Raw genomic sequence first — 15,696 nt, forward strand, 5'->3', positions numbered from 1 at the left:
GCGAGAGCGCAAATATGGCTTTAGGGTATAGGGTGTGTGCGTTCTGTGTGAGATTTCTGCCTCTCTGTGTGTGTTATTGGCCTCCTGTCTATCCGTATCGGCGCTTTTGCCCGTGCTTTCGATGGTCGTGCCCTCTGTCGCGACTACTGTGGCGAGGGGTTGGGTCGAATGTCCGCCGTCCTGTGGTTTTCCGTTCACACCATCTGTTCTGTCCTAACTGGGTACTCCGTTGTACTGAATAAGTCCTACTTTAGAACAGGATAAGAACTATACCAGTACATGACAAGTACCGACTATGCGCCCGAACATTGATGAAAAAATCATCGATGAACTGACAATGAGAGCCGACCAAGTAATGACTGTTGATGCTGAGGATGTTTCGGTTGAACAACGCCTGAAAGCCGTTTTATCGACGATTGATGATTTGGATGGGGATCCGAATGTCCTCAATGAAAATTGGTACGACTCTAAAGATTGATATTTTGTAACGTGAAAGGTCGTAGGAGTTTATCAGACCGGAAGCGGAGGTCATAGGCGATGCTACGCTAAGAATTATGAAACGAAACCCGGTGAAGGAACACCGGGCCGACGACGACCTCGGACGGCGGTCGTGGGCGCCACCGAGGAATGCATACCAGGCGATGTCGTCGGTCTGTTGTTCCCACCCCTGCCTCATAGCATTTTGGTGTAAACGAGGCAGTCGGTCAAGATCGTCTCAAGTAACGACTACCGACAGTAAGCGGGGGCGAATGGGATGAGTGCACAGCGTCCGACAGCGGGCGAAGAGACGACGCTGGCTGGCGACATGGCCGTCGACGCCTGTCGTCGTGGCCAACCGCCCAAGCACGCCAAGGAAGGCGTTGCACGCTTCCTCTGGAAGTGTCCGCCGGCTCACCCTCGCCGCGTTGCGAAGTGGTACGCTCGCGCCCGTGCCGAGGGGCTAATCGTCGACAGTGGAGGTGGTGCGTAGTGCGGACGTTCACAATCCCGCGAACGCAGGTTTACATCGGCGAGGAGTTCCTTTTCGCCGAGTGGGTTGGCGACGAGCACTATCGGGCCGTGTTCGAACTCGACGACGAGCGGGCGATCTTTCGCCACGTAGAGGCGATCCGGAACGAGGAGCAGCAGCTTGATAGCAGCGTTTTCGAAGACGTTCCGAATGGTGTCAAATGGGTCGTGAGGGCCTACGGCTACGAGCTCTACAAGATTGATAACGGGAACGACGACGACGATGAAGCCGAACACGTCGGGAGGGATTTCGCGTGAGCGTGCAGGCTCCCGGATCCGGTTCCGAGCGTGTCGACGTGACGCTGCACGCCGAAAATCGGTTCCTCGAACGCGTCGACGCCACCGACCTGTACCCGGCTGAGCGGATCGCCCGTGAGGTGAGCGAGGCGGTGCCGGTGCAGCTCGAAGCCCGCGGCGAGCATCGACAAATCGTGCAGCATCCGGAGTCGGGTGCGCTTTACGTCTACGACGTAGCGGACTCAACGGTTGTGACCGTACTCCCTCCCCAGGAGGTGCGTTGAGAGTGATCGGTCCGACCGGCGGCACGCTTTTGCCGAGCGCTACTGAAAAGGATCGACAAGATACAGACACACAACACGCTAACCGATCAGAAACGAGTCGGGGAGGGAAGCCCCAACACGAACCACATGCTTCTCTCTCACGGCGGCTCTTAGAGGTAACGCCTCGGCAGAGTCGACGCCGTGACCGCCGGCGGCTCACCGCGGTCGTCAGTCTACGATGCACGACCACCCACAGCATGGATCGACTGAGCCGCTTCGGAATCGAACGCCGTCGTCGTATGGCCGCCAGGGAGGTGAGTCGATAGATGGCCTCGGCCGACACCGACCCCGACCGCTACGTCCGCGAGAACCGCGAGACGCTGGTGCGAATCATCAAGCACGGAAACGACGACTTCGTTCGTGCGCTCGCTCTCGCGGCGATCGTGGAATACGGCGGCGACCCGGAGATTCAGACGCTACGGCGAGAACTCGACCGCCTCGAATCGGAGGGGTAGACGTGAGTTCACTCGTCGGTCTCGTCGACGAACCGCCGCGCCGTCTTGATCACGTCGGGATCGCCGCCGAGGGCTTCGACGAGCGGCTCCATCTCTTCAAGCCGGTCGAGGAGTTCGGGGTGGTCTTTCGCCAAGCCGAGGAGCTGCCGGCGCTGGCTTTCCTGAACCTCTTCGAGCTCGTCGACGGCGCCGTGCTCGATCGCCTGGTGGCACCACATACAGAACTCCTCGCTTCGAGGGGTGTCGCGGCCACACCGCGGACAGGTGACGGCGGCGATCGGGTCGGGCTCCTCTTCACTCACGTCGACGCCGTGGGCGCGGGCGACCTCCCGATCGCTCGCTTCGGAGAACACCGAGATATACCGCGCCGCAGCCTTCGAGCCGCGGGTCCATCCGTGATGATCTTCGAGGACCGGCTGATTCACGCCGCGACTGGCGAGGAACGACGCCGAGGACTTCCGGAAGTTCGTGAAGGTGACGGGTTTCTCGACGCCGGCGTGGTCGGCCGCCTGTCGCGGGATCTTTCGGGCCATCTGGTAACTGATTTCCTCACCGCTCCGGAGCTTACACCACAGCGGCGCCGTACTGTCGTCGCTCCGCGGGTGGTCGGCGAGCCACCGCTCCAAGAACGGGACGGACGTAATCAGCGTGACCGAGCGCTGTCCCTTCTTCCCGTCGACGCTGATTCGGAAACCGTGGGTGTGGTCAGATACGTCGCCGACGCGAAGGTCGAGGAGTTCGCCGGCACGAGGGCCGGCGTCGAAGGCGACCGCGATGAGCGCCGCGTCGCGGGCGTTCATCGTGGCGTCGATCATCGGGAGCACGTCATCATCCCAGTCGAGCATCTTCGCCGGATCGGGCGTCGGGTCGTAGTTCCGACTCGTCGTCGTCGGAATCCACCCCATACTTTCGGGGAATCCGTCGTCGTCGGTCGGCGCCTCGGCGCCGTGCTCGACGACGCGCTTCCCGAACATTCGGAGGGCGATCCGGAAGTCCTTGTTCGTCTCGGGGGTCTCCTCGGGGTCGTGCTCGTCGTGAATCCAGCGGACGATGCCCTCGGCCGCCTCTTTGTCGGTAAGGGCATCGGCGAGGGTGTTTCCCTCCCCCTCGGCCATGACGGTGCAGTGCCGGAGGAGCTTTTCACGGCGCTGCTTCCCGTATTCGGAGGGGAGGAGCGCCATCCGGTCGTCGAAGGCGAGGAGGAGTTCGCGATCCTCGTCGGCCACCTCACGCTCGCCGCCTTCGAGCTGTTCGCGGAGCATTTCGAGGCGGCGGTCGGGGTTAGTGACCATGACGTATCTTATACTTCAAATGTTGGGGAGTTAAACCTGTGGTGTAATTCCCGCTCCGGGCGTATCAGCTTCGTGACGAAGCTCGTACGAGTCGAGACGCAGTGATACCGCTCGCGACGAGCGTCTCCCCGTTTTTATCATCCGAGTGACAGACGCGCAATAAGTGACCGCGTATACTTGATCAATTGTCACTTATGGTCGAACGCGAAAGTCACGGCACGTCGACGCTGGAGTTCGAATCGGTGCCGGCCCGCAGGGACCTGCAACTGTCGAAGCGATTCGAGACACCCGGGGGAGACGAGATTCGGGCCATCGTGACCGTCCGCGACAACGTCATTCTCACGAGCGCCGGGGAGTCGGACGGGGTGTTGGACGACGTGGTCGTCGTCGGCGACTCGGACACCGTCACGACGGCCGAGAAGGGTTTCCTCGGCGGGCTCTGGGACAAGGCGAAGAGTGCGGTCAAAGGGCTGATCGGGGTCATCGGTGGCGGTGGAGGAGGGGGTGGTGGTGGCGGCTGCAAGCCGGAAGCCACGACCACGGTCAAACTGGACAAGAAGGGACAGGTCAGAGAGATCACGTCCACCGCGGGCTGCAAGCAGTAGGGCGTCGCCGTCGCGGACGAGCGGCGGCAGTAACGGCGGCTGGCGGCGTTCGGCACAGGGTAGTGAGCCGTAGACGTTCAAACCCGCTACTCGCGGGTTTGAGCGCCCGAACGTCCGAAATTCGTCCGCAACGGCCCCAACGTTAGGGACCCAATACACCGTATAACGACCCGTTTTGACACCCGAAGGTAGCGGTTACTTATCCAGCAAGACTGTGTAACTGTGCCAAGGTGTTCGCCCCCGGCGAACCCAGCGAGGACTACCACAATGGACGATCAATTCGACATCTCACGGCGGAAGGCCCTCGCGGCCCTCGGCACCATCGGGGTGGCGTCGGCCGGCGCGGGACTCGGGACGAGCGCGTACTTCAGCGATCAGGAGACGTTCGACAACAACTCCCTCGTCGCCGGTACGCTCGACGTGGGCGTCGCCTATTCGGCGCACTACTCCGACTGGAGCGCCGACGAGGACGACGACTTGGCGGGAGACATTCGGATGCCCGAGGGACAGGTCGGCGGGTCGGGTGACCTCGAACCGGGCGAGGTCGGCCTCCCGGCCAACGACGCGTGGCTGATCGCCGTCGAGAGCCAGACCGACGCGGAACAGTTCCTCGAAAACACGCAGTACGACTCGTACAACGACGGATCGCTCGACTGCGTGGACGGCGAGGCGAACAGTCAGGCCGATGGCATCGACCGCCCCGTGATCGAACTCGACGACGTGAAACCCGGCGACTTCGGCGAGATCACCTTCGACTTCGTCCTCTGTGACAATCCCGGCTTCGTCTGGCTGGACGGCACGCTTCGAGCTGCGGCCGAGAACGGCCTGACCGAACCCGAGGCCGACGACCCCGACGAGGAGGAGGGCGTCGTCGAACTGCTCGACGTCGTGCAGGCGGCGGTCTGGATCGACGACGGCAACAACTACCAGAACGGCACGGAGTCACCGATCACCGTCGGCTCTATCCGCGACGTCCTCGGCATGCTGAACGAGGGGAGCCTCGGAACCGCGCTTAACGGCGACATCCCCGCCGAGGAGGGCGGCGGCGCGGCCGGGGCCCGGAACTGCTTCTCCGGCGGAACCCAACACTCCGTCGTGTTCGCGTGGTGGGTGCCGGTCGACCACGGCAACGAGATCCAGTCCGACTCCGCGACGTTCGACCTGGGGCTCTACGCCGAGCAGTGCCGCCACAACGACGGCTCCGGCATGAACGACGAACCGACCGGCGATCCCGGTGGGGATCCCGGCGACGGTACCGGAGAGCCCGGCGACGGATCACAGGCGATCAGCTTCCTCGCGGCCTGCGTCGAGGAGGGACGAGACGTCGACGTCGACATCACCGTGACGGAAGTCACCGGCACCGACGATGACGGCGACGCGACGGCGGTCAAGTGGGAGGTCACCGAGGAGAACGGGACCGACGACTTCGAGGGGATCGACGTCTTCGTCGCGAAGTACAGCACGTACTTCACGACGTACTTCTACGAGGATCCGGTCACGTCCGGGGAGGCAATAACCGGGGAGAACGGGAGCTCCGTCGAGACGACGAGTCAGTTCAGCGAGGAGGATCAGACTCCGAGCGACCCCTGTCCGGACGGCTACGTGTCGGCCGGCAAGGAAGAAGCCGACGAGTTGGGGATCCTGAACGACGACTGAGCGCACGTCCCCGCGTTCGGAGGCGTCGTCGCCGCGGCGGCGACGCCCGTCAGGCCGGTTCGAACTCGTGAATCGGCCACTCGTTCTCGTGATCGAGCGCCAGCTCCCGCTCGTCGTCGTCGAGCGGTCGGGTCGTCAGCCGAACGGGCATCCCGATGTCGGTCTCGGCGTAGGGGACGGTCACGCGCCCCGTCAGCCGCGCGCCGGAGTCGAGTTCGACGACGGCGACGGTGTAGGGCGCCCGATCCGCCAGCGCCGACGGCGGTGTCCGCACCTCGGTGTAGGAGACGACGGTCCCGGTTTTCGGCTGTGGCTCGACGTGGAGGTGTCGCCCGCCGCAGGCGTAACACGCCGGGCGGGGTGGGATCAGTCGCTTCCCGCAGTCCTCGCAGACGGCGGCGAGCAGGTCCCCGTCGGAAAGCGCGGCGAAGAAGCCGGGGAGGGTGAAGGGGCTGTCGGCGGTCACCTCGTCGCGGGTGAGCGGTGCGGTCGTAGATGAATCGTGGTCGGTCATGTGGTGAGGACGTGGGCGACGGTGACGGCGTCGGCGACGCCGCCCTCGTTGATCAGCAGGCCGGTCGTCGCGTCGTCGACCTGTCGCTCCGGCGTCGCCGTGCCGGTCAGTTGTTCGTACACCTCGACGGCCTGCGCGATGCCGGTGGCGCCGATGGGGTGGCCGCGGGCCTTGAGGCCGCCGCTCGTGCTGAGGTGCGTGTCGGTCCAGCCGTCCGAACGCTCGGCGGGCGGGAGCGCGCTCTCGTAGCCGCGGCCGCGGGGCGCGAACCCGGCGGCCTCGGCGAGCATCGCCTCGCAGCTGGTGAAGGCGTCGTGGACCTCGGCCACGTCGATGTCGGCGGGGGCGACGCCGGCCTCGTCGTAGGCCGTCTTCGCCGCCTCGTGGGCACCCTCGACGAACGTGAGGTCCCGGTCGGCGACGCCGATGTTGTTGGCGCCGGCGCCGACGCCGGCGACCCGAACCGCGGGGCCGTCGGTCCCGAACTTCGCCGCAACCTCTTCGCTCGCGACGAGGGCGACGGCCGCGCCGTCGGTCACCGGTGCACAGTCGAACAGTTTCAGCGGCGGCGCCACGTAGTCGGAGTCGAGCACCGTCTCCACGTCCGTCTCCCGCTGGAACTGCGCGCGCGGGTTGGCGGCGCCGTTCGCGTGGTTCTTCACCGCGATGCGGGCCAGGTCCCGCTCCGTCGCGTCGGTGTCGTGGAGGTAGCGCTGGGCGAGGAGGGCGTACTGGCTCGGCGCCGTGACGCCGGTGCGCTGTTCGAGCGCCCGGTCGAAGGCGGCCGAGAGCGCGTTCGTCGCCCCCGCGGTGCCGCCCGCGGTCATCTTCTCGACGCCGCAGGCGAGCACCGCATCACGCCGGCCGGAGCGGACGTCCTCGACGGCGTGGCGCAGGGCGAGGGCGCCGGCGGCGGCACAGCCCTCGACGCGTTCGGCGGGGACGTGGCGCAGCCCGCACCACTCGGCGAGGAGCGTGCCGTACATGATCTGGTGTTCGTAGGACTCGGACTGGTTGCCGACGTAGACGGCGTCGACCACCTCGGCCGGGTCGGGACCGTCCGCGAACGCCTCCGCGACGGCGGCGCTGAAGAGGTCCCGCCCCGTCAACTCGGTGCGGCCGAGCGGTGAGGTGCCGACAGCCGCGACGCGTGGGTCGGGCATGCACCCACAGAGCCGCGCGACGCAGTTAACTGTTCGTCACCGCCGGGGATTCGGGTGGCAACATCTCGCCGAAGACCCGTTCCCAGACGACGAGCGCGGCCGGCAACACGAGAAGCGAACTCAGGAACGCGTAGATCACGGACAGCGCGGTGAGGAGCCCGAAATCGCCGATAGCGGGGAAGACCGAGAGGACGAGGACGCCGATGCCGAAGACGGTGGTGAGGACGCTCCCGAGGAGGGCGCCGCCGGTGCCGTAGACGCTCCGAGAGAGGGCGTCGAGGACCGTCGGCTGGAGGCGTCGCTCGTCGATGTAGCGGTGGGTGAGGTGGACCGAGTAGTCGATGCCGAGACCGATGGTCATCGCGAGGACGGTGGCGGTGAAGGCGTTCAACGAGAAGCCGAGATAGCGCATCGATCCGCCGACGAACGCGACGGTGACGACGATGGGAGCGAGGTTCGCCAGGCCGAGCGACGCCCGTCCCTCGAGCACCCAGTAGACGAACAGGAGGAAGACGGCGGTCCCGGCGAGTGCCAGCCCGAGACTGAGGAGGGCGGACGCGAAGATGATATCGGAGATGGCCTCGAACACGACGATGTTGCCCGTCGCCGTCGCGCCCATCCGGTAGCGCTCCGCGACGATTCGCGCGTCCGCGGTGATCGCGGCGTCGGTCCGGTCGCCCTTGACCGCGTACACCACGCGGGCGCTCCGGCGGTCCTCGGAGAGGTACTCCAGCGTCCGTTCCCGGGCGGGCGAGGCGAGCAGGTGGTCGTACACCTGATCGAGGTTTTGGTCGGGAACGCCGTTGGCGTTCCGGTCGTTGCGGGCGACGAGCGCGTCGAACTCGGGGTCCTGCGTCCGATAGGCACGCACTATCGTCACGATGGACGTTTCCCGGGCGTGCCGGCCGTCCCGCACGAACGTCTCGGGGGGATTCTCGCCCGCCCGCCATATCGCCTCCAGCGCGGTGTCGCGTTCCATCGGTGCCTCGACGTAGACGACCACCTCGTCGTCCTCGCTCGACTCGAAGGTGTCTTCGAGGTAGTTGATCGTGGCCGTGATGGTGTAGTCGCCAGGCCTGAACGGTTCGGGGAGGACGTCGTAGAAGTCGGCGGTCTCCTCGGGGGGCAGGAACTGCTCCTGTGAGAACGTCGTGTCGATGCCGACGGCGTAGTAGCCGGCGCCCCCCGCGGCGACTAGGGCGACGAGGAGGAAGGCGACCGGAACGCGCTTGGCGACGATCACGCCGACGGCGAGGACGCCGCCGAGTCGCGACCCCTCGGAGCCGATCGGGGTCTGTGAGAACGTCGGGATCGGATACCGGTCGCGGAGGGCGTCGGTGTAGAGTTTGAGCGCCGGGAGGTAGACGCCGAACACGAGGAAGGTGAAGGTGATGCCGACCGCCGCGACGAGGCCGAACTCCCGGATCGGGAGGAGACCGCTCACCAGGTTGGAGGAGAAGCCGATGACCGTCGTCGCGGTGACGATGAAGAAGGCCACGAGCAGTTGGTCGGTCGCGGTCCGCATCGCGCGCTCGGGGTCGTCCTCGGTGAGTCGTTCCTCCCGGTAGCGATTGATCGTGTGGATGCCGAAGTCGATGCCGACCGCGAGCAACAGTGGCGGCACCGCGATGAGGATCTGTGAGAACGCGATGCCGGCAAAGCCCATGAAGCCGAAGGTCCACACGATGGTCGTTCCGAGACCGACCAGTCCGAGAAGCAGGTCGACGAGGTCACGGTAGGCGATGACGAGAAAGAGGGCGATGAGCGCCACCGCCGCCGGGACGACGATGAGCAGGGAGTCGCCGATGACGGTTCCGAACTCGACGGCGACGATCCCCGAACCGAAGACGACGACGTCGCCGCCGGCGGCGTCGGCGATGTACCGTGCTTCGACCTGGATCGATTCGAGCGGGCTGGCGCTCCCCTGCCCCGTTCCGGCGTCGAGGCCGCCGGGAACCTCGTGGGAGACGATGCCGACCGTCGCCGAGGCGGCGCCGGCAGTCGGGTTGAAGTCGTCGCTCAGCAGGGCGGTAAAGCGCGGGCTCTCGGCCGCGAGCGTGCCGACGGCGGTCCGTATCTGCCCGGGCGTCGCGCGCTCGACGGCGTCGATTTCCGCCTCCAGGGTCGTGGCGGAGGGATCGAGTTCCCGCGCGACGAGTCGCGCCGCGCTCTCGGTGCCGACGACGCGCATCCCGGGGTCGTCGGCCAGCCGTTCCTGCACCGTGAGCATCCGCAGCAACCCTCGCTTCGAGAGGACGTTCTCGCCGCGCTGGATGAGCTGTGTGCTTCCCTCGTCGGCCTCGAACGGCGCCGAGAACTGCTCGGTGACGGCCTCCAGCGCCTGCTCTTCCGGAACGTCCTCGGAGAACGACTCGGTGCCTGACTCCGTCGAGACGGCGGGGAGCCCGAGGCCGAAACCGGCGGTTACGAGGAGGAAGACGAGGACGACGGTGCCCGGACGGCCGGTGATCCAGTCGTCCGCCGCGTCGATGAGCCACTGGTACTCGACGGTCGGCGCCACGCTAGGTCCGCCGGACGGCGACGATGACGCCGACCAGCACCGCGACGCCGAGGCCGACGAGGACGCCGAACGGGAAGCCGCCGCCGCGTCGTTCCGCGACGGTCACGGGGAGGCGGAACGTGTCGGAGATTTCGGTCGTCCCGTCCGCACGGTCGTACTCGAAGTCGACCGAGACGGGGTAGTCCTTGGGAAACGCCGATCCGGCCGCGCTCACCTCGAAACTGATCTCGGCGGACTCGCCGGGCGCGAGTTCGTCGACGAACGCCTCGTCGTCGCTCGTCGAGACGGGGTCGTCGACGAACAGTTTCGCCGAGATGTCGGAGAGCGTCTCGTCTTCCGTGTTCGTCACCGTCATCGTCAACCGCCCGTCGCCGCCGGCCGAGACGGTCGAGGCCGTCGCGTCGACGGTGAACGGGTCGCGCTCGGGAGCCACCTCGATCCGGGCGGCGAGCGGATCGCTCGTCCGGTTGTCGCCGTCCTCGTCCTCGTAGTCGACGACGAACCGGAGCTGTCGCGAACCGGGGTCGGCGGCGCTCGACACCTCGACCTCGAACGCGAACGGCGCGGACTCGCCCGGTGCCAGGTCGGGGACGGCGAACTCAGTCTCGCTCGCGTCGAAGTTGGGGCTGACCGGTCGGAAGACGACCACCGCGTCGGCGACCGGGAGCGGCCCCTCGTTGGTCACGGTCCCCGAGACGGTTCCCTCGTGGGCGACCCGGAGCGTCGACGTGACGGCCGACAGCGAGAAGGCCTGCTCGGGGATCGGCCGGACGCTCGACCGGAGTTCGTTCGACGTCCCGGCGATGCCGTCGGTGTCGGTGTAGGAAACGCGACCGGTGACGGTGTAATCCCGGATTTCGGCGTCGTCAGCGACTGTCACCGGAAACGTCGCCATCTTGGTCTCGCCGGGCGCCCACTCGCCGACGAACGACGCCGCGCTGTCCGCCCCGCCGAAGGTCAGGTCGGCGTTCGCGGAGACGAGTTCGACGCTCGCCTCGCGAGCGGGGGCCGTCCCGACGTTCCGCACCGAGACGGACATCGTCCCCGACCCACCGATCTGTGCGTCGGTGGCCGCCTCGACCACCCGGAACCGCACCCGCTCCTCGACGACGATCGGGACCGTCACCCGACGAGTGACCGTCCGCTCCTCGTACTCCGGTTCCGCGTCGAGGTCGGTCCGGTCGTACGCCACCACCGAGGTGTAGGTGTACCGGAGTTCGACCGGCAGCTGGTAGGTTCCCGGCGGGACGGACTCGGGAACGGTGAGTTCGATGGTGGCCGGGCCGTGTATCCCCTCCGGAACGACACCGAACGGAATCTCGTCGGTCTCCACGTCGAGGCCGCGGATCGTGCCGATGTCGAGCATCGCTGACCGGGCGGTCGTGACGCGGTCGACGAACTCCGCCGGCCCCCCGCGGACGATGGTCGCGTCGTTGACGACGTACACGTCGAGCGTGACCGTCTCGCCGGCGGCGACCCGATTGTCCGGCACGGACAGGGAGAGGTCGGCCCGTCCGACCACGACCCTGTCGGTCGCGGCGACCGGGACGGCGGCGACGATCAGCGACAGGAGGAGCACGACCGCGAGGACCCGACTCCTCATGCACGTCCCTCGTGGCGAGTCGTGCTGCGGCGAGGCGTCCCGGCGCTGGGCGTGGGTTCAGTCGCCCGAACACCGACCCCCTCCGATCCCCAATCGGTGTCCGCCGCCACGATCTCCCGACGAACGGTCCCTGACCGCCTCGCCGGCCGCCTCGCTGATTTCACTGCGTGCATCGGTAGTACTACCCGGCGAGCGGGGTTAAACTGTTTCCTCGGTAACACCATCGCGTGGCGGCGACGACCGAACGCTTAGGCTCCCGCCGGCCCACGCTCGGGTATGGGCGATCCGGCCTGCTATCTCGACTACTGTCCCGACTGTGACGCGCCGGTGCCGGTCGTGGAGGGGACGTGCCCGGACTGCGGGGCCGACATCGACGACACGGCGTGAGCGGTCACGCCACCCACTCGCCGGCGACACGAGCGCCGACGTATCCGACGACGACGCCGAGTTCGACGAGGACGAGATCCGAATCGAGCGTCGCGACGTCGAACAGCGCCAGATAGCCGACGACGAGAAAGAGGGCGAAGCCGACGACGAGCGTACCGAACAGCGGGACGACATCACGGGAGCCGAGCGGGAGGGCCATGGTCCACGCTCCGACTCCGGAGTGATTCCTCTTCCGTTTCGGCGTCACCGCCGCGAGCGCTCGCCCGCGGGTCGGCGCCGCCGTGGGGCGTCGCTCGCCGCCGAACCTGCACGCCGTGGACCGACTCGGTGGCGTCGTCGACGACGACGGCGCCGCCGGGGTCGGTGGGGAGCCGATCACGAAGCGTCCCCGTCAGATACGTGGGGGTCGCGCCCGCCAGCGCCTCGACGTCCGCGACGGCGGTCAACCGGTGAGCGATCAGTAGATCGGACTGCGAGACCGCGATACCGGGGAGCGAGCCGGGGCGCTGGGTGGCGGCGACTAGCGACACGCCGGGCGTCCGGCCGCGCGTGAGGACCGTCTCCAGGGCCGGTGCCGCGACGCCGTCGAAGAACGCGTGGGCCTCGTCGAGGAGGAGCCACGGCAGGCGGTCGGGACGGCGTTCGACGCAGGCGTCGTACAGCGCCAGCGCCACGCCCCGAACCAGCGCCGACGCGGCCGGATCGGGGTGGGTCGAACAGTCGAGGACGGTCGCCGCCCCCGACAGCAACGTCTCGGCGTCCAGTCCGTCGGGGTCGAAGATCCCCCACGAATCCGCGAGACGGAGGTGGTTCCGGGCCGCCCGCCCGACGCCGGTGCCGACATCGGCGTCGTCGACGTGGGCCACCATTCCATCGAGCGTCTCGGCCTCCCGCGCGGCCTCCCAGAGCAGTGCCCCGACCGGATCGGTGGCCGAACGGTCGAACAGCGCGGGCCACGCGTCGGCGGGCACGGCCGCCGCGGGAACCGTCGGGGCGTCGACGATGCGCGCCGGGACGGCGCCGTCTGCGAGGCCACCGAACTCGCCCATCGGGTCGACGACGACGGGGGCGACGCCCGCGGCCCGCGCCGCGTCCTCGGCGAGGACCCCGAGCGTGTGTGACTTGCCGTAGCCGCGCTTGCCGACGACGAGCGCCGAGTGAGGTCGGTCGAGGTCGACGCCGACGGCCGCCCCCTCGCTCCCGTCGGCGGCGCGGTACGTGCCGAGGGTAGCGACGGGACCGGCGTCGGCCGGTTCGGTGCGGCCGAGTACGTTCATGGACCGGGGTGGTCGCGGCACCGGTCATAAATCCCCGGTCGAGGGTTCAAGTAGGGAGACGGGACCAGACCGGGCCATGCTCGACGCGTTCCGCGCGGATCGGCGAGCGATAGAAGGACTGCCAATCAGGCTCGTCATTGCCCTCGTCATCGGCGTCGCCAGCCTGAGCGTGATGATGAACATGCTGACCGGTATCCAGGGGCTGTCGACGACGGAACTCGACGTGCGTCCCGACCCGGAGGTGATCGGTCCGGAGGAGCAGACGCTCGAACTGACCGTCGTCGGCGCCGACGGCTCCGCCATCGCCGACGCGACGGTGCTCGTCAAATCGGGGAGCGCCACCCTCGACGGCGTCGCGAAGGGAACGACCGGCGAGGACGGGACGGTGCGCATCTCCGTGACGCCGTCGCTCCGGGCGAATCAGGACGAAGGGACGCTGATCGCGGCGGTGAAACCACCCGCCGGGAGCGGCTACGTCGACCGTCGGGGGAACACGAAGGTGCTGGTGGTTCGAAGCTAGCTCACCGTCGCCGATGGCCGCGCCCGCCGTCGAGGCGGTCGTCCCAGTCGATCCACTCGTGTTCCCAGCCGGTCGGGGCGAAGTAGCCCTGTTCGGCGAACTCGCGGTCCTCGCGCTCGGTGCGGTTGCGCGTGACGCCGCCGGCCTGTTCGCCGTCGACGAGGAGCGGTGCGAGCGCCATCGAACCGAACTCCTCGACGACCGCGTACCCCTCGGGGGAGTCGTCGGCTTCGACGGCGGCGAGCGTCCCCTCCGGCGTCCCCAGCGGCATCACGAGTCTGCCGTCGGGGGCGAGTTGATCGAGCAGGGCACGCGGCGGCCGCACCGCCGACGCCTCGACGAGCACCCGGTCGAACGGGGCGTACTCCGGGAGGCCGTCCGCGCCGTCACGACGGTCGACGAGGACGCCCTCGTAGCCGGCTTGTCCGAGGTTCCGACGGGCGTCGAGGACGAGCCGGCGGGCGATGTCGACGGCGTGGACGTGGCGTTCGCCGACGAGTTCGGCGAGGAGGGCGGCCGTGTAGCCGACGCCGACGCCGACGACGAGCGTCTCGTCCCCGTCGTCGACGGCGAGGGCTTCGAGCAGGCGGGCGACGGTTCGGGGCGCGAGGACGTCAGTGCCGGCGTGGTCGCCGGTGCGGTTGTCGTACGGCTGCTCCTCGACGAAGGCGTGGCGGGGGACCGTCCGCATCGCCACGCCAACGGCTTCGTCGAGGCCGCCGAGGGCGTGGTCGAGGCCGTCGACCATGTCTTCACGCAGTACCGCGGGGTCCATATGTGGACGCTGGATGCCGGTGGTTATGACTTTGTTGCCCCGCGACAGGCCGGGCTTGCGGGAACTGTTAACTATGTTTGTGACGTACGAAGGATTCGAGCATGGGTGATCTCGACCGGGTGTTACGGAAGTACGCCACCAGTCAGAAGCTGATGGACCGGATCAGGTACACGGCCGAGACGCTCAGCATGGAGTTCGAGCGCTGGGACGAACAGCACGTGTCCGGGCCGAGCCTCTATTTTCTCGTCGTCGCGGACATCGACTTCGCCCACTACACGGACCCGCTGGGGGGGAATCGGTGGCCGGTCGAGCGGTGTCGGGTCGTCTCGGAGTCCACCGAATCGTTCACCAAGGTGGCCCGCGACGTGGCGTTCAGTTGCGACGGTGCCGTCGTGGTGACCGGCGACGGCACCATCCAGGAACAGATGGTTCGCGTTCGGAGCCCTGGCCGGGGCGAAATCGGTGATGCCGGCGATCTCGACTACCCCGACTGGATGGGGACGAAACACCTGAGCGCGCTGGAGACGTCGACCCGCGAGGGGGTGCTCTGGGCCATCACGTTGAGCGAGGAGGACGGCCGGGTGACGACGTTTCTCGACGGCTCGTATCAGGACTACCCCCGGCCGGAGATCGGGGGTCGGTGGCGGCCCGAGCGGTAGCCGGGCGCGGATCGCTCGCGTGACGGAGACGACCGGCTACCACGCCGACCACGCGGCCGAGGTCACGTCGCGGCCGTAGACGCGCTTGACGTCCTTCGCGAAGACGCTGTCGCCCTCGTGGTCGAGTTTCTCGAAGCGGTACTCCGGGGCGTCGTCGCGCACCTGGACGCCGGTGATCTCGAACTCCTCGTCGCCGAAGGCGGCCGTCTCGCCGACGACGAACTCGTGGTCGCCGGGCACCGACACCGTGACGCTCCGGGACTCGTCGCGCCGGCCGTCGTTCGGGTGGACGGTCACGTTGACGCGGACGTTGTCGACGGCGCGGGTCCAGAGCGTCTCGATATCTTCCACGGTGGCCTCCTCGACACGCTGATCGCCGTCGAGTTCGATGGCGGTGATCCGCACCTGCATGATCGCCTCGGGCGTGTCGACGACGAACTCCTCGCCGCGGGAGACCGTCTCCTCGGCGGGCACGTCGACGGTCGTCGTCAACGACTCCTCGCCCTGCGAGACGACGACGTCGACGTCGACCTCGCGGGGCGGATCGTAGCGCTCCTTGTGGACGTGACCACAGTCGGTACAGCGGACGGTGACCTGCCCGCCGGGTTTCAGCACCTCGTGAACGGTCGTCGCCGTCGGAGTACAGGAGGGACAGGCGAGTGCGACGCGGTCGCCCGCGTCGGGTCCGGGATGGCTCATGC

17 protein-coding genes are annotated in these 15,696 nt (G+C 67.5%); 8 read left to right on the top strand and 9 right to left on the bottom strand.

Annotation, left to right across the window (positions count from 1 at the left end; genetic code table 11):
• The first annotated feature begins 295 nt into the window (after window positions 1-295).
• From DU484_RS19725 to DU484_RS18390, 4 genes are all read left to right on the top strand, one after another.
• Window positions 296-478, top strand: a complete 183-nt coding sequence (locus tag DU484_RS19725) for a hypothetical protein (RefSeq protein WP_157969604.1) — start codon at window positions 296-298, stop codon at window positions 476-478.
• 491 nt (window positions 479-969) lie between these two features.
• Window positions 970-1,266, top strand: coding sequence for a hypothetical protein (locus DU484_RS18380; protein WP_114606662.1), 297 nt, complete (start codon window positions 970-972; stop codon window positions 1,264-1,266).
• Complete coding sequence (locus DU484_RS18385) at window positions 1,263-1,529, top strand: hypothetical protein (protein WP_114606663.1); 267 nt, start codon at window positions 1,263-1,265, stop codon at window positions 1,527-1,529. The genes DU484_RS18380 and DU484_RS18385 overlap by 4 nt, the downstream gene beginning before the upstream one ends.
• Window positions 1,530-1,834: 305 nt before the next feature.
• A complete protein-coding gene (locus tag DU484_RS18390) occupies window positions 1,835-2,023 on the top strand; it encodes a hypothetical protein (protein WP_114606664.1) in 189 nt (62 codons plus the stop codon).
• A gap of 8 nt (window positions 2,024-2,031) precedes the next feature.
• Here DU484_RS18390 and DU484_RS18395 read toward each other — a convergent pair whose 3' ends face one another.
• Window positions 2,032-3,315: a tyrosine-type recombinase/integrase gene (locus DU484_RS18395; protein WP_114606665.1), complete on the bottom strand. Its 1,284-nt coding sequence runs from the start codon at window positions 3,313-3,315 to the stop codon at window positions 2,032-2,034.
• 194 nt (window positions 3,316-3,509) lie between these two features.
• Here DU484_RS18395 and DU484_RS18400 point away from each other — a divergent pair, with 194 nt between their 5' ends.
• Both DU484_RS18400 and DU484_RS20530 read left to right on the top strand, forming a co-directional pair.
• Window positions 3,510-3,920 (top strand): hypothetical protein, encoded by a 411-nt coding sequence (locus tag DU484_RS18400; RefSeq protein ID WP_114606666.1) that lies wholly within the window; start codon window positions 3,510-3,512, stop codon window positions 3,918-3,920.
• Window positions 3,921-4,187: 267 nt separating this feature from the next.
• Window positions 4,188-5,576: a CalY family protein gene (locus DU484_RS20530; RefSeq protein ID WP_262342813.1), complete on the top strand. Its 1,389-nt coding sequence runs from the start codon at window positions 4,188-4,190 to the stop codon at window positions 5,574-5,576.
• Between the two features lie 49 nt (window positions 5,577-5,625).
• Here DU484_RS20530 and DU484_RS18410 read toward each other — a convergent pair whose 3' ends face one another.
• The 6 genes from DU484_RS18410 to DU484_RS18435 form a co-directional block, all read right to left on the bottom strand.
• A complete protein-coding gene (locus tag DU484_RS18410) occupies window positions 5,626-6,090 on the bottom strand; it encodes a Zn-ribbon domain-containing OB-fold protein (protein ID WP_114606667.1) in 465 nt (154 codons plus the stop codon).
• Complete coding sequence (locus DU484_RS18415; protein WP_114606668.1) at window positions 6,087-7,253, bottom strand: thiolase C-terminal domain-containing protein; 1,167 nt, start codon at window positions 7,251-7,253, stop codon at window positions 6,087-6,089. Before DU484_RS18415 ends, DU484_RS18410 begins: the two co-directional genes overlap by 4 nt.
• 25 nt (window positions 7,254-7,278) lie before the next feature.
• Entirely contained in the window at window positions 7,279-9,774 is a 2,496-nt protein-coding gene (locus tag DU484_RS18420) for an efflux RND transporter permease subunit (protein WP_114606669.1), read from the bottom strand.
• 1 nt (window position 9,775) lies between these two features.
• Complete coding sequence (locus DU484_RS18425) at window positions 9,776-11,377, bottom strand: COG1361 S-layer family protein (RefSeq protein WP_114606670.1); 1,602 nt, start codon at window positions 11,375-11,377, stop codon at window positions 9,776-9,778.
• Window positions 11,378-11,768: 391 nt separating this feature from the next.
• Window positions 11,769-11,963: a hypothetical protein gene (locus DU484_RS18430; RefSeq protein ID WP_114606671.1), complete on the bottom strand. Its 195-nt coding sequence runs from the start codon at window positions 11,961-11,963 to the stop codon at window positions 11,769-11,771.
• Window positions 11,938-13,041 carry an ATP-binding protein gene (locus DU484_RS18435; protein WP_114606672.1) on the bottom strand — a complete coding sequence of 368 codons (1,104 nt, stop codon included), beginning with the start codon at window positions 13,039-13,041 and terminating at the stop codon, window positions 11,938-11,940. The genes DU484_RS18430 and DU484_RS18435 overlap by 26 nt, the downstream gene beginning before the upstream one ends.
• A 76-nt stretch (window positions 13,042-13,117) precedes the next feature.
• On the opposite strand from DU484_RS18435, the gene DU484_RS18440 reads away from it, so the two are divergent.
• A complete protein-coding gene (locus DU484_RS18440) occupies window positions 13,118-13,561 on the top strand; it encodes a DUF7382 domain-containing protein (protein WP_114606673.1) in 444 nt (147 codons plus the stop codon).
• 1 nt (window position 13,562) lies between these two features.
• On the opposite strand, the gene DU484_RS18445 is transcribed toward DU484_RS18440, so the two are convergent.
• On the bottom strand, window positions 13,563-14,336 hold the full coding sequence (locus DU484_RS18445; RefSeq protein WP_114606674.1) for a protein-L-isoaspartate O-methyltransferase family protein: 774 nt from the start codon (window positions 14,334-14,336) through the stop codon (window positions 13,563-13,565).
• A 101-nt stretch (window positions 14,337-14,437) separates the two neighbouring features.
• On the opposite strand from DU484_RS18445, the gene DU484_RS18450 reads away from it, so the two are divergent.
• The gene (locus DU484_RS18450; RefSeq protein ID WP_114606675.1) at window positions 14,438-14,995 is read left to right on the top strand and encodes a diadenylate cyclase; all 558 of its coding nucleotides are present in this window, start codon (window positions 14,438-14,440) and stop codon (window positions 14,993-14,995) included.
• 36 nt (window positions 14,996-15,031) lie between these two features.
• Here the strand turns inward: DU484_RS18450 and DU484_RS18455 are convergent, their stop codons facing one another.
• Entirely contained in the window at window positions 15,032-15,694 is a 663-nt protein-coding gene (locus DU484_RS18455; RefSeq protein WP_114584323.1) for an HVO_0476 family zinc finger protein, read from the bottom strand.
• Window positions 15,695-15,696 lie beyond the last annotated feature (2 nt).

It is taken from the genome of Haloplanus rubicundus (assembly GCF_003342675.1).
Classification (GTDB): Archaea; Halobacteriota; Halobacteria; order Halobacteriales; family Haloferacaceae; genus Haloplanus; species Haloplanus rubicundus.